This is a genomic window from Caballeronia sp. LZ019 (assembly GCF_031450825.1).
In the GTDB taxonomy this organism is placed as follows: Bacteria; Pseudomonadota; Gammaproteobacteria; order Burkholderiales; family Burkholderiaceae; genus Caballeronia.
Genome location: NZ_JARTVZ010000005.1, coordinates 1,795,801 through 1,808,989 on the forward strand (window position 1 = coordinate 1,795,801; position 13,189 = coordinate 1,808,989).

General features: G+C 65.2%; 12 protein-coding genes. 9 read left to right on the plus strand and 3 right to left on the minus strand.

Going from position 1 to position 13,189, the window contains the following annotated elements; translation table 11 throughout:
* Positions 1–2: 2 nt before the first annotated feature.
* A complete protein-coding gene (locus P9255_RS21865) occupies positions 3–728 on the minus strand; it encodes a response regulator transcription factor (RefSeq protein ID WP_309763248.1) in 726 nt (241 codons plus the stop codon).
* Positions 729–1,003: 275 nt separating this feature from the next.
* Between P9255_RS21865 and recA the strand changes: the two genes are divergently transcribed.
* The 8 genes from recA (at position 1,004) to P9255_RS21905 (ending at position 9,903) form a co-directional block, all read left to right on the plus strand.
* On the plus strand, positions 1,004–2,074 hold the full coding sequence (gene recA / locus P9255_RS21870; protein ID WP_309763247.1) for a recombinase RecA: 1,071 nt from the start codon (positions 1,004–1,006) through the stop codon (positions 2,072–2,074).
* Positions 2,075–2,860: 786 nt separating this feature from the next.
* Positions 2,861–3,352, plus strand: a complete 492-nt coding sequence (recX, locus tag P9255_RS27335; protein ID WP_404980386.1) for a recombination regulator RecX — start codon at positions 2,861–2,863, stop codon at positions 3,350–3,352.
* Positions 3,353–3,472: 120 nt separating this feature from the next.
* Entirely contained in the window at positions 3,473–4,102 is a 630-nt protein-coding gene (locus tag P9255_RS21880; RefSeq protein WP_309765343.1) for a DUF2889 domain-containing protein, read from the plus strand.
* Positions 4,103–4,203: 101 nt separating this feature from the next.
* A complete protein-coding gene (sucC, locus tag P9255_RS21885; protein ID WP_309765342.1) occupies positions 4,204–5,385 on the plus strand; it encodes an ADP-forming succinate--CoA ligase subunit beta in 1,182 nt (393 codons plus the stop codon).
* A 97-nt stretch (positions 5,386–5,482) separates the two neighbouring features.
* Positions 5,483–6,364: a succinate--CoA ligase subunit alpha gene (sucD, locus tag P9255_RS21890; RefSeq protein WP_309763246.1), complete on the plus strand. Its 882-nt coding sequence runs from the start codon at positions 5,483–5,485 to the stop codon at positions 6,362–6,364.
* A gap of 124 nt (positions 6,365–6,488) precedes the next feature.
* Entirely contained in the window at positions 6,489–7,205 is a 717-nt protein-coding gene (locus P9255_RS21895) for a TerC family protein (RefSeq protein WP_309763245.1), read from the plus strand.
* A 111-nt stretch (positions 7,206–7,316) separates the two neighbouring features.
* On the plus strand, positions 7,317–7,910 hold the full coding sequence (locus P9255_RS21900; protein ID WP_309763244.1) for a pilin: 594 nt from the start codon (positions 7,317–7,319) through the stop codon (positions 7,908–7,910).
* Positions 7,911–8,079: 169 nt separating this feature from the next.
* Positions 8,080–9,903, plus strand: coding sequence for a Wzy polymerase domain-containing protein (locus P9255_RS21905; RefSeq protein ID WP_309763243.1), 1,824 nt, complete (start codon positions 8,080–8,082; stop codon positions 9,901–9,903).
* 6 nt (positions 9,904–9,909) lie between these two features.
* Here the strand turns inward: P9255_RS21905 and moaC are convergent, their stop codons facing one another.
* Positions 9,910–10,389: a cyclic pyranopterin monophosphate synthase MoaC gene (gene moaC / locus P9255_RS21910; protein WP_309763242.1), complete on the minus strand. Its 480-nt coding sequence runs from the start codon at positions 10,387–10,389 to the stop codon at positions 9,910–9,912.
* 124 nt (positions 10,390–10,513) lie between these two features.
* Here moaC and P9255_RS21915 point away from each other — a divergent pair, with 124 nt between their 5' ends.
* Complete coding sequence (locus tag P9255_RS21915) at positions 10,514–12,601, plus strand: M48 family metalloprotease (protein ID WP_309763241.1); 2,088 nt, start codon at positions 10,514–10,516, stop codon at positions 12,599–12,601.
* Between the two features lie 4 nt (positions 12,602–12,605).
* Here P9255_RS21915 and P9255_RS21920 read toward each other — a convergent pair whose 3' ends face one another.
* Positions 12,606–13,187: a DUF2946 family protein gene (locus tag P9255_RS21920; RefSeq protein ID WP_309763240.1), complete on the minus strand. Its 582-nt coding sequence runs from the start codon at positions 13,185–13,187 to the stop codon at positions 12,606–12,608.
* Positions 13,188–13,189: the final 2 nt, after the last annotated feature.

Genomic DNA, 13,189 nt, shown 5'->3' on the forward strand with positions numbered 1-13,189 from the left:
GCTTACTTATAGTGCTGGCCGGCGGCAGCGGGATCGGCCGTCGACTTGGCTTCCGGCGTGCTGGCCGCCTTTTCGAGCGTGTACCCGAGGCCGCGCACCGTGATGATCCGCGCGCCGCTCGGCTCGATCTTCTTGCGCAGCCGGTGCACGTAGACCTCGATGGCGTTGTTGCTGACTTCTTCGCCCCACTCGCAAAGATGGTTGACAAGCTGCTCCTTCGACACGAGCCGCCCGATCCGCTGCAGCAGCACTTCGAGCACGCCGAGTTCGCGCGCCGACAAATCGATGACCTGATCCGCGATATGCGCGATGCGTCCCACCTGATCGAACGACAGCGATCCGTGCCTGACGACCGTCGGTCCGCCGCCCGCGCCGCGCCGCGTCAACGCCCGCACGCGCGCTTCGAGTTCGTTGAGCGCGAAGGGCTTTGCCATATAGTCGTCCGCGCCGAGATCGAGACCTTTCACGCGCTCGTCGACGCTGTCGGCGGCGGTCAGGATCAGAACGGGCATCTGCGAGTTGCGCGCGCGCAGGCGACGCAGCACTTCGAGGCCGGGCATGAGCGGCAGGCCGAGATCGAGGATGAGCAGGTCGAAGGATTGCAGGGAAAGGGCGGTATCCGCCTCGACGCCATGCTTCACATGGTCAACGGCGTATCCCGATTGGCGGAGTGATCGGACGAGGCCGTCCGCGAGTATGCTGTCGTCTTCGGCAATGAGGATTCGCATCGTCGTGTGCCTGATGCGCGGGGCGCATCGCATTGCCGGCACCGCATTTCGCCCGGCGCGGCGGTCTCCAGGGTGTCATGCGGTTTTTGCACGGTTCGCTCGATGTGGAAAAACACCACGCCGCAACGATCGGGCTTGCAAAAACTACTGTTTTTTTATACAGTGTCTGCGTTAGTGCAAAAGCGGGGCGAAGTGCCGGTGCTACCGCTACAAAGCCGGCTACAAGCCTGCGCGCACGCGTCTCAGACGCCGTTCATCATAGCAAAGGACGATTCATGGAAGAAAGCAAGAAAGGCCCGGCTGGAATGACTGCGGAAAAGAGCAAGGCGCTGGCCGCCGCGCTGTCGCAGATCGAAAAGCAATTCGGCAAAGGGTCGATCATGCGGCTCGGCGCAGGTGAGGCGGTCGAAGACATTCAGGTGGTCTCCACAGGCTCGCTCGGACTTGACATCGCGCTCGGCGTCGGCGGCTTGCCGCGCGGCCGCGTCGTGGAAATCTACGGTCCGGAATCGTCGGGCAAGACCACGCTCACGCTGCAGGTGATCGCCGAGATGCAGAAGATCGGCGGCACGGCTGCGTTCATCGACGCCGAACACGCGCTCGACGTGCAATACGCTCAAAAGCTCGGCGTGAACATTCCGGAACTGCTGATTTCGCAGCCGGACACGGGCGAGCAGGCGCTGGAAATCGCGGATGCGCTCGTGCGCTCGGGCTCCATCGACATGATCGTCATCGACTCGGTCGCGGCGCTCGTGCCGAAGGCGGAAATCGAAGGCGAAATGGGCGACTCGCTGCCCGGCCTGCAAGCGCGTCTGATGTCGCAGGCGTTGCGCAAGCTCACCGGCACCATCAAGCGCACGAACTGCCTCGTGATCTTCATCAACCAGATCCGCATGAAGATCGGCGTGATGTTCGGCAACCCCGAAACGACCACGGGCGGTAACGCGCTGAAGTTCTATTCCTCGGTGCGCCTGGATATTCGCCGCATCGGTTCCATCAAGAAGAACGACGAAGTCATCGGTAATGAAACGCGCGTAAAGGTCGTAAAGAACAAGGTGTCGCCGCCGTTCCGCGAAGCCATCTTCGACATCTTGTACGGCGAAGGCATTTCGCGTCAGGGTGAAATCATCGACTTGGGCGTGCAGGCCAAGCTGGTCGACAAGGCGGGCGCCTGGTACAGCTACAAGGGCGATCGCATCGGTCAGGGCAAGGACAATGCGCGCGAATTCCTGCGCGAGAATCCTGACATTGCGCGCGAGATCGAAAACAGGATCCGCGAATCGCTCGGCGTGGCTGCGTTGGCTGATGCCGTCGCCACGGGCGCACCCGTGTCGGACGACGAATAATCGTCCGACCTGCCGCCGATGCTCAAGCGCCGGTTCGGATCGAAGGCGGACAACGCTGAAGCCGGGCGGAGTCGCGCGGGACGTTCGAATCGCTCTCGCGAGAACGATGAAGCGAGCGGTGATCTGAAGAGCGGTCGCTCTCCTTACGCCGCGCCCGGTGTCGATCAGCCGGAGGACAGCGCCGATGCCGCCGATCGCTATGAACGAAGCAGCGAGCGGGGTGCATCGTCGAGAGGCGGCGGTTTCGCCTCAGGCAGGAAAGCACGCGCCGGCGCGAAGTCATTCACGCCGGCGCGTCGCGTTTTTGAAGCGGCGGACAAGGGCGTGGCGGTTTCACGCGCTGGCGTGACTGAGCGTGACGACCGTCGCGGGCTGAACGCGCCATCGGCGTCCGGCGATCAAGAAGAATGCGCTGCGGCACCGTCCCTCCAGCTCGATCGTGCGGCGCGGCTCGAGCAAGCCCGCTTGCTGTTGCAACAAGCCACTGCACAGGCAGTCAGCGCAGCGCCCCCCATACAGCCGGCAACCGTAAGCACCGCTCACTTCGACGACCCCTTCGAAGACGCCGACCCCTTGGAGCCGTTCGAGCAATGCGCGCCGTCGAGCGCGCCCGAAGCCGACCGTCCAATGCGCCGTCGAACCAGGCGGAGCGGCGCTCGCAATCCACGGCAACAGCCGCGCTCCGCGAGCGACGGCGCGTTTGAAGATGCTGAGGCTTTCGAACAATGCGTACCGGAGCTGCAGGCCGACACCGTCTACAGCCGGTCGAGCGAACGCCAGCGCAAAGTGCCTGCAGCGAACAATCCGCGACAGCCTCAGCGCTCCCTGAAAGGCCGCGCGCTGGGCTACCTCTCGCGTCGCGAGTACAGCCGCGCGGAACTATCGCGCAAGCTGCAGCCGTATGTCGAAGAAGCCGATTCGCTCGAAACGCTGCTCGACAGCCTCGAACGCGACGGCTGGCTCTCCAACGAGCGCTTCGTCGAAAGCGTGGTGCATCGGCGGGCGGCGCGCATGGGCGGCAGCCGCATTCTCAATGAACTGAAGCGGCATGCGGTCGGGGATGCGCTCATCGGCGAAACAGCGGGAAAGCTCGCGCTGACCGAAACCGCGCGCGCTCAGGCCGTGTGGGAGAAGAAGTACGGCGGCTTGCCGGAAACGCCCGCCGAGCGTGCGAAGCAGGCGCGGTTTCTCGCGGCGCGCGGCTTTTCGGGCAGCACCATCGGCAAAATCCTGAAAGGCGGCGACGAAGACTGTGCCGACGAATTCATCGACGACTGACAGGGCGACGGCGTGCGCGGAAGGCCGCAAAACGGCCCGCAGCGATTCGTCAGTCCATCCACGGACGGAAATACTCGCTATGCTAAAATTCAACGGTTTTCCCGTTCCGGCTTCTGCCCCATGCCTCTTTCTCCGCCCGTTTCCCGACAGTTGCGCCATCGTCGCGCGATTCGGCTGGAAGCGTTCGAGCGGGAAGACGGCCTCTGGGATATCGAAGCCTGCCTAACCGATGAGAAGCCCCGCGACTTTCTGCTCGCGGCGGGCGTCCGGCCGAAAGGCCTGCCGATCCATGAACTCTGGCTGCGCATCACCATCGACCGCAAGCTCACTATCGTCGACGCCGAAGCGTCGTCCGACTGGGCGCCGTATGCCCTTCTCTGTGCCGAATCCAATTCTGCCTATCGCTCGCTCATCGGGCTCAATCTGCTGCGCAACTTCCGTCGCGACGTCCGCGCCCGCTTGCGCGGCGCGGCCGGCTGCACGCATCTCACCGAGTTGTGCGCCGTCTTGCCGACCGCGGCCATGCAGGCGTTCTTCGGCGATGTCTGGTCCGACGACATGTCCGACCCCTTGGCCCCGGAAGGTGCCGCCGGCGCGCTTCCCGATCGGCCGCCGTTCGAACTCGGCGGCTGCCACGCGCTGCGCTTCGACGGCGCGGCCGTGCGCGAATACTATCCGCAGTGGTTCGGCTACGAGCCGTCGCGCCGCGACAAGACAACCGTCGCGGAACAGGAAAATCCGAAGACGTAGCGCGCTCGTCATCCCCAAGTAGAGCGGCCGGTAATCAAACAAGAAAGCCAAGCAATTGCGATTCAGGCAATTCGAAATCGAAGTTCACTCCAACTCTCAGACTGAAGGAATCACGCATGAAGATTCACGAGTACCAGGGTAAGGAAATCCTGCGGAAGTTCGGCGTCGCGGTCCCGCGCGGCACACCCGTGTTCTCGGTGGACGATGCGGTCAAGGCCGCGGAAGAGCTGGGCGGCCCGGTCTGGGTCGTCAAGGCGCAGATCCATGCCGGCGGCCGTGGTAAGGGCGGCGGCGTGAAGGTCGCGAAGTCGATCGAGCAGGTCCGCGAGTACGCGAACCAGATCCTCGGCATGCAGCTCGTCACGCACCAGACCGGCCCCGAAGGCCAGAAGGTGAACCGCCTGCTGATCGAAGAAGGCGCGGACATCAAGAAGGAACTGTACGTCGGCCTCGTGCTGGATCGCGTTTCGCAGAAGATCGTCGTGATGGCGTCGAGCGAAGGCGGCATGGACATTGAAGAAGTCGCGGAAAAGACGCCGGAACTGCTGCACAAGTTCGCCGTCGAGCCGTCGACGGGCCTGCAGGATGCAGACGCCGATGACCTCGCACGCAAGATCGGCATTCCCGACGCATCGATCCCGCAAGCGCGCGCGATCCTGCAGGGTCTCTACAAGGCGTTCTTCGAAACCGACGCATCGCTCGCGGAAATCAACCCGCTGATCGTGACGGGCGACGGCAAGGTCATCGCGCTCGACGCCAAGTTCAACTTCGATTCGAACGCGCTGTTCCGTCATCCGGAAATCGTCGCTTATCGCGATCTGGACGAAGAAGACCCGGCTGAAGTCGAAGCATCGAAGTTCGACCTCGCGTACATCTCGCTCGACGGCAATATCGGCTGTCTCGTGAACGGCGCAGGCCTCGCGATGGCGACGATGGACACCATCAAGCTCTTCGGCGGCGAGCCGGCGAACTTCCTGGACGTCGGCGGCGGTGCGACGACGGAGAAGGTCACGGAAGCCTTCAAGCTGATGCTGAAGAACCCGAACCTGAAGGCGATTCTCGTCAATATCTTCGGCGGCATCATGCGTTGCGATGTGATCGCGGAAGGCGTGATCGCGGCGTCGAAGGCGGTGGACCTGAAGGTGCCGCTCGTCGTGCGCATGAAGGGCACGAACGAAGACCTCGGCAAGAAGATGCTGGCGGACTCGGGTCTGCCGATCATCTCGGCCGACAGCATGGAAGAAGCTGCGCAGAAGGTCGTCGCTGCAGCCGAAGGCAAGTAAGCGCATCCGCGTGCCTGCCTAAGAGAGCGTTCCACCAGATACGAATGGCGGCGCGGGGCGCGAGCCTGAGCGACGCCAAACGAACAGAGGTCACTACATGTCGATTCTGATCAACAAAGACACGAAGGTCATCACGCAGGGCATCACCGGCAAGACCGGCCAGTTCCACACGCGCGCTTGCCGCGAATACGCGAACGGCCGCGAAGCGTTCGTCGCGGGCGTGAACCCGAAGCGCGCCGGCGAAGACTTCGAAGGCATCCCCATCTACGCATCCGTCAAGGAAGCGAAGGCCGAAACCGGCGCAACGGTTTCCGTGATCTACGTGCCGCCCGCGGGCGCTGCAGCGGCGATCTGGGAAGCGGTCGAAGCCGATCTCGATCTCGCCATCTGCATCACGGAAGGCATTCCGGTCCGCGACATGCTCGAAATCAAGGACCGCATGCGCCGCGAGAACCGCAAGACGCTGCTGCTCGGACCGAACTGCCCCGGCACGATCACGCCGGACGAGCTGAAGATCGGCATCATGCCGGGTCACATCCACAAGAAGGGCCGCATTGGCGTCGTGTCGCGTTCGGGCACGCTCACGTATGAAGCGGTCGGCCAACTGACGGCGCTGGGCCTCGGCCAGTCGTCGGCGGTGGGTATCGGCGGCGATCCGATCAACGGCCTGAAGCACATCGACGTGATGAAGATGTTCAACGACGATCCCGAAACGGACGCCGTCATCATGATCGGTGAGATCGGCGGTCCGGACGAAGCCAACGCCGCGCACTGGATCAAGGACAACATGAAGAAGCCGGTCGTCGGCTTCATCGCGGGCGTGACGGCGCCCCCGGGCAAGCGCATGGGCCATGCAGGCGCGCTGATCTCGGGCGGTGCGGACACGGCGGACGCCAAGCTCGAAATCATGGACGCGTGCGGCATCAAGGTCACGAAGAACCCGTCGGAGATGGGTCGTCTGCTGAAGTCGGTGATCTAAGGGAACGTCGGCAAAAGCCGTCAGGGTTTGGTACTCTTACTGAATCCTTTCGTCATAGCCGGAGTAAAAGCGGGGGAGCGTCGGCTTCCCCGCTTTTTTATTTCGGTCACGGTTTTCCCCTGCCATGCTCGAATTCTTTTCCACGCTCCATTGGGGCGCTGTCGTTCAGATCATCGTCATCGATATTCTTCTCGGTGGCGATAACGCCGTTGTCATTGCGCTCGCGTGCCGCGACCTGCCCGTCACCCAGCGCAAGCGGGGCATCGTGCTCGGCACGCTCGGCGCAATTCTTTTGCGCGTCGCGTTGATTGCATTCGCGGTGATTCTGCTCGACGTGCCGTTTCTCAAGTTCGTCGGTGGACTGCTGTTGCTGTGGATCGGCATCAAGCTGATGCAGCCGGGCCACGACGATCATCGCATCAGCTCATCCGACAAGCTCTGGGCGGCGGTGAAGACGATCATCGTCGCGGATGCCGTGATGAGCCTCGACAACGTGATCGCGATTGCCGGCGCTGCCGAGGCCGCCGATCCGCAACATCGGCTGACGCTCGTGATCTTTGGGCTCGTGGTGAGCATTCCGCTCATCGTGTGGGGCAGCACGCTGGTGCTCAAGCTGCTGGACCGCTTCCCGGTCGTCGTGTTGCTGGGCGCGGGGCTGCTCGGGTGGATCGCGGGCGGGCTGATCATCGACGATCCGTTCATCGACCGCTGGCCCGCATTGAACACGGATGCGGCCGGCTATGCGGCGCGGCTCGGCGGCGCGTTCATCGTCATCGCGGCGGGCTGGCTGATGAAGCGCCGGACGCTGGCGCAGGGCAAAGGGGTCGCTGCCGATACCTGAGCGCCCAACGTTGGCCGAATGGCCGACTGTCGCCATCCCCACTGCCTCAATAGGATGAAAGCGTCCGGCTTGCACACGCAGCCGGCGCTTTCTGTCTTTTTGGGAGCAGCAATGACGAGCATGGCTTTGAACGTGGAAAGCCCGCGCGAGCGGCGCGGATGGGGTGAGTGGCTCAGGCGGGCGACATCGTCGGCGCACGGTTTCACGCTGATCGAGTTGATGATAGTGCTGGCGATCGTTGGCGTCGTCGCGGCTTACGCGATCCCCGCGTATCAGGACTATCTGGCGCGCAGCCGCGTGGGCGAGGGCATGTCGCTCGCCGCATCGGCGCGTCTCGCGGTGGCGGAGAACGCGGCGAGCGGCGCGGATCTCGCGAGCGGCCATGCATCGCCGCCCGCGACGCGCAACGTGGAGTCGATTCACGTCGACAGCAACACGGGGCAGATCACCATCGCCTATACGACGCGCGTCGCGCCGGCGGGGTCCAACACGCTGGTGCTCGTGCCGTCGGCGCCCGATAACGCCGAGACACCGACGGCGCGCGTCGCACTCGCGCGAGGCACGGTGCAGGCGGGCACGATCACGTGGGAGTGTTTCGCGGGCGGCAAGGCGGCGTCGTCGCTGCCGGCGCCGGGCGCGGGGCCGTCGCCTGTTGACGCGCCGACGCTGCAGGGCAAGCTCGCGCCGCCCGAGTGCCGCGCTTGACGCTTCGAGCGAGCCGGACGGAACGCGCGGCGGCACGCGATACTGCGCCGCCGCGCCGGGCAGCGACTTCGTGCGAAAGCGGGTGATTTCGTGGCATTTCCAGGCGCGCGGCGCACAGGGGCGGCAAAGTTTTGTATAGTGCGCCGGTTCCCGACGTTCCCAGCCCCTCATGCCTTCGCAAATCACCTCGTACGCGCGCTACCTTTCTTTCGCCGTTCTTTGTGCCGCGCTGACGTTTCCGTTCGGCGTCGTCAGCCATACGTATCCGATCCCGACCTTCTACGCCGAGTACAGCGCGCTCGCCCTTTATCTTGCGCTGGGCGCGACGGTCGCGGTGCTCGTGGCCGTGTCGGAGCCGCGCGTGCCGTTCGCGTCGCCGGTCGTCGCGCTGATGCCGCTGCTGTTCGGTCTCGTGCTGGTCGGGCAGACGGTGTTGCTGCCCGTCGCGCAGCCGTCGATGAACTGGCTTGGCGGCGCGTATCTGCTGGCGTCGTTCGTCGCGGTGCATACGGGCTTCGGACTGGCGCGGGCGGGATTGTCGGAGCGGGCGTTGCGCGTCGGCGCGGCGGCGCTGATCGTCGGCGGGCTATTCGCGGTCTTCTGTCAGACCGTGCAGATGTTCCATGCCGAGGTGAAGTTCGCGCCTCTGGTCGTTGCGTACAACGTCATGACCGAGCGGCGCATGTTCGGCAACATGGCGCAGGCGAATCACCTCGCGACGGTGATCGCGTTCGCGCTGGCCGGCGCGCTGTACTTCGTGCAGACGCGAAGGATGCCGGTCGCGGTGTGGCTCGCGGTGTCGGCGGTGTTTTCGTTCGGGCTGGCGCTGACGGTGTCGCGCGGGCCCTGGCTGCAAACGGCGGTGATCGTCGTCGCGGGATTGTGGATGGCGTTCGCGCAGGGCCGCGCGGCCGCAGCCGACGATCTCGATGCCCCGGCGCGCCGCAATCGACGCGACCTGCGGGCATGGATCATTCCGATCGCGCTCGGCGTGCTGTTCCTCGCGGTGAATGCAGGCGTGCGCTGGGCCAACGTGCGATTCCAGCTCGATCTGGCGCAATCGGCGGCGGAACGCATGCAGGACGCGAACCAGATTGCGCCGCGCCTCGCGCTGTGGAAGTACGGCTGGACGATGTTCAAGACGCATCCGCTGCTCGGCGTCGGCTGGGGCGAATTTCCGCGCTATCAGTTCGACATGGTGCGTGATCTCGGCGGCGTCGAGATTGCAAACAACGCGCACGACATTTTCATCGATTTGCTCGCGAAAACGGGGCTGCTGGGCGTGGGCGTGCTGGTCGCCGGCATCGTCCTGTGGCTGATTCGCGTGCTCCGTGCGCCGCACACGCCGGCGCGGATTTTCGGTCTTTCGCTGCTGGGCGTGCTGTTGATGCACGCGCTCGTCGAGTATCCGCAGCAGTACATGTTCTTTCTGATGCCGGCGATGCTCGTCATCGGCCTGCTGGAAACGCGGCCCTTGCGGCTCGTCGCGCGCCCGCTGTCGTACGGCGTGTATGTGACGCTGGTCGGGGGCGGCCTCATTGCGCTGGTTCCGACGATGCTGGACTATCACCGCGCCGAGGTGCTCTATTACGGCACGCGGCCTGCGGAGCAGTATCGCGCGGATCCGTCGTTCCTGTTCGGCGCGTGGGGCGAATACGGCGCGGCGACGCTGCTGCCGATGAACGCGCAGAACATCGACGCGAAGCTGGCGGCGCATCGGCAGGCCATCGCGCTTTTGCCGGGCGAGACGGTGCTGCGGCGCTATGCGGTGCTGCAGGCGCTGGCCGGGCAGCATAAAGAGGCGCTCGATACGATGGCGCGCCTCAAGATCTTCGCGACGCAGCTCAAGGACTGGCCGACGCAACTGGAGGCGGTGTATCGCTCGATTGATGAGATCGGCGCGCCGCTGGCTTCGTTCAAGGCGGAACTGGTGAAGTTGTATGGTGAGCCGGCGGGTGGGGTTCAGGAGGAAGAGGATGAGGGGGAGGAATAACGCGGGCTAACCCTCCGCCACCCAATCCCCCGACTTCCCCCCATGCTTCTCCATGACCTTCACGTTGGTGATGGTCATCCCGCGATCCACCGCCTTGCACATGTCGTAGATCGTCAGCAGCCCGACTTGCACGGCGGTGAGCGCTTCCATCTCCACGCCCGTGCGTCCGACGGTCTCCACCCGCACTTCGCAATGAACGCCCGGCAAGCTCTCATCGATCGAAAAATCGACCGCGACGCGCGTGAGCGCGAGCGGATGACACAGCGGAATCAGATCGGCGGTGCGCTTCGCACCCTGTATCGCCGCGATGCGCGCCACGCCGAGCACGTCGCCTTTCTTCGCGCGGCCTTCGCGGATCAGCGCGAGCGTGCCGTCGAGCATCGCGATCGAGCCGCGCGCCACCGCAATGCGCCGCGTCTCGCGCTTGTCGCCGACATCGACCATGTGCGCCTCGCCGGCGGCATCGAAATGTGTGAGTCCGGACATCGCGTCCTCCTTTGAGCGGGCGCCTATCATACCAGCGTGATCCGGCCCGTTTTCGCCGCAATCGGCGGCTCGCCGGTCACGGCACACTTGATACGATAAGCGTGTTCCCGTCCTTCAGCCGGTCATGCATCCGAATCGTCCGAGCCGCGCGCTCATCCTAGCGTTGTGCCTGAGTCAGGCCGTGCCGCCCGTCGCGTTCGCGCAGGGGGCGTCGTCGGCCGTCAGCGCGAACGCCGGGCAGCCGCGAGAAGATGCCGCAGCCAACACAGGACAGGTCGCCGACGGCGTCTTCGGCGTCTACGGCGGCGCGGAAAGCCGCTTCGCCAACCGGCCCGGCGCGATGGCCACGCTTCGCGCGCCGCTTTCGTCCGTGCAGCTTCCGGACCTCGGCGACGGCTCGGGCGGCACCCTCTCACCGCAAGCCGAGCGCCGTGTCGGCGAGCGGATGATGCGCGAAGTCCGCACCGATCCGGACTACCTCGACGACTGGCTGATGCGCGATTACCTCGATTCCATCGCGTCCAGGCTGTCCACCGCCGCGGCCACGCAATATCTCGGCGGCTATCGGCCGGACTTCGAACTGTTCGCCGTCCGCGATCCGCAGATCAACGCGTTCTCGATGCCAGGCGGTTTCATCGGCGTAAATACGGGCCTGCTTTCGGCGACGCAGACGGAATCCGAACTGGCGTCGGTCGTCGGGCATGAGATGGGGCACGTGCTCCAGCGCCACATCGCGCGCATGCTCGGGACGCAGGAGAAGAGCAGCTATGCGGCACTTGCCGCAATGCTCGCCGGCCTGCTGGCCGGAGTGATGACGCGCAGCGGCGATCTCGGCATGGGCATCGCGATGGGCGGGCAGGCATTCGCCGTCGACAATCAATTGCGCTTTTCGCGCGCCGCCGAGCACGAGGCGGATCGCGTCGGTTTCCAGATGCTCGCGGCAGCCGGCTACGATCCCTACGCGATGACAGCGTTCTTCGGGCGGCTCGACCGCGCGTCGATGGCCGATAACGGCGTGCCGGCCTACGCGCGAACGCATCCGCTGACCATCGAGCGCATCGCCGACATGGAAGATCGCGCGCGCCGCGTGCCGTATCGGCAGCCGCGGCAGTCGGCGGAATATGCGTTCGTGCGCGCCCGCGCCCGCGTGCTGCAGGTCAGCTACGCAAGCGATTATCGGGAAGTGGCGAGTCGCCTGAAGACCGAAATCGACGACCAGACAGCCGTCAATCCCGCCGCCAACTGGTACGGCATTGCGCTCGCGCGCGCGCTGACGAGCGATTACGACGCCGCGAACGACGCGCTCGCGAAAGCGCGGCGGCTGTTCGAAGGCGAGCAGGCAAGCGAGGCGGCGGTCGTAGTGGAGGCCGGCCGCGACCGGCGCAATCCGCAGCACGCGCAGCCGGTCGCGAACGGCTCGGGCGACGCAACGTTGCAGACTTCGAGCATCGCTGGCGCGCGAGCGGCATCCGCCGGGCAAGCGACGAGTAGCCCGGGTACAGGCGGCGCGAGTGTCGTTCAGGCTCGCGCGCAGCGGACCACGAGTTCGACGGACACCGACAACGCCGGCCGCTCGCTCCACGGTGAGGTCGCATCGCGGGCAGAATCGTCGCGGCCTGCGGCATCGCCAAATACGCTTTTCAGCAGCAGTGCCTTCGGCGCGCTCAACGCAACCGCAGCCGATACGCCGTCATCGCCGACCAGCAACACGACGCTCCCGCCCGTCCGCGTCACCGCACAGGCATCGCCGCAACCCGCCCGCAGCACCCCGAGTCTCGACGTGCTCGCGGCGGATATCGCACGCCGCGCGGGCCGCTTCGGAGACGCCATCCGCCTCGCGGATATCGCGCAAGCGCGCTGGCCCGACTCCCACGCGGCCATCGATATTCACCTGCAGTCGCTGATCGGCGCGCATCGCTATGCGGATGCGCAGACGCTTGCCCGCCGACAGACGCGCGCCGAGCCCGCACGCGCCGACTGGTGGCTGTATCTCGCGCAGGCGAGCGCGGGCCTCAACGATCCGTTGCGCCAGCACGAAGCGATGGCCGAGAAGTTCGCGCTCGACGGCGCGTGGCCTTCCGCGATCCGCCAGTTGAAGGAAGCGCGCGACGTGAAAAGCGCGAGCTTCTACGATTTGTCCACAATCGCCGCGCGTCTGCGCGACTTCGAGACGCGCTACAAGGAAGAGCGCGATCAGGATCAGAAGAGCTGACGCTTCAGCGTTCCGACGCCGCGTGCGCGGCCGGGCTCGCGACAAAGCCGAAGCGCTTCTCGAGGTCCGCGCGCGCGATGCGCTGCAAGGACAAGTCGACATCATCGCGCCAATGGAAGACGCCGCCGTGCGCGGACTCATCGACGGATGCGTGGCTCGCGAACAGGTCGAGATCGTGATCGTGCAGCGCGGCGATGCGGGCCGGCGATGCATCGTCTGAAAAGAGCACGCCGCCTTCGTCGTCGAGCCATGCGTGCGCCGGTCTGAACGGCGCGCCGGTGTGATCGGTCATGCACAGGGCGTCATCCGCAAGCCCAAGCCGGGCGATCCACGGCGTGTAAGCCAGCTCCACATACACGCGCTGCGGCCCGTTCTGAAAGAACCACTGGCCGGCGTCGTCGCGCTCGTAATTGCGATTGATGAAGCCGATCAGCGCCTCGTGCCGGATCACGTCGCCGAGCGCGCCAGCGGCCTGCGCCGCCTCGTCGCGCATGCGCCACTGGCCGCGCCTGTCGAGCATGAGCCAGCCCGTGCAATGCGGAACGTTGGGCCATTTCGCGAGCGCCTGCTTGACGATTTCATCCATGA

Excerpts from the sequence above, each read along its gene's own strand:
- P9255_RS21865 (WP_309763248.1), bottom strand. The coding sequence starts at position 728 with ATGCGAATCCTCATTGCCGAAGACGACAGCATACTCGCGGACGGCCTC.
- recA (WP_309763247.1), top strand. The coding sequence starts at position 1,004 with ATGGAAGAAAGCAAGAAAGGCCCGGCTGGAATGACTGCGGAAAAGAGC.
- sucD (WP_309763246.1), top strand. The coding sequence starts at position 5,483 with ATGTCGATTCTGATCAACAAAGACACGAAGGTCATCACGCAGGGCATC.
- P9255_RS21920 (WP_309763240.1), bottom strand. The coding sequence starts at position 13,187 with ATGGATGAAATCGTCAAGCAGGCGCTCGCGAAATGGCCCAACGTTCCG.
- P9255_RS21895 (WP_309763245.1), top strand. The coding sequence starts at position 6,489 with ATGCTCGAATTCTTTTCCACGCTCCATTGGGGCGCTGTCGTTCAGATC.
- P9255_RS21905 (WP_309763243.1), top strand. The coding sequence starts at position 8,080 with ATGCCTTCGCAAATCACCTCGTACGCGCGCTACCTTTCTTTCGCCGTT.
- P9255_RS21880 (WP_309765343.1), top strand. The coding sequence starts at position 3,473 with ATGCCTCTTTCTCCGCCCGTTTCCCGACAGTTGCGCCATCGTCGCGCG.
- P9255_RS21915 (WP_309763241.1), top strand. The coding sequence starts at position 10,514 with ATGCATCCGAATCGTCCGAGCCGCGCGCTCATCCTAGCGTTGTGCCTG.
- moaC (WP_309763242.1), bottom strand. The coding sequence starts at position 10,389 with ATGTCCGGACTCACACATTTCGATGCCGCCGGCGAGGCGCACATGGTC.
- P9255_RS21900 (WP_309763244.1), top strand. The coding sequence starts at position 7,317 with ATGACGAGCATGGCTTTGAACGTGGAAAGCCCGCGCGAGCGGCGCGGA.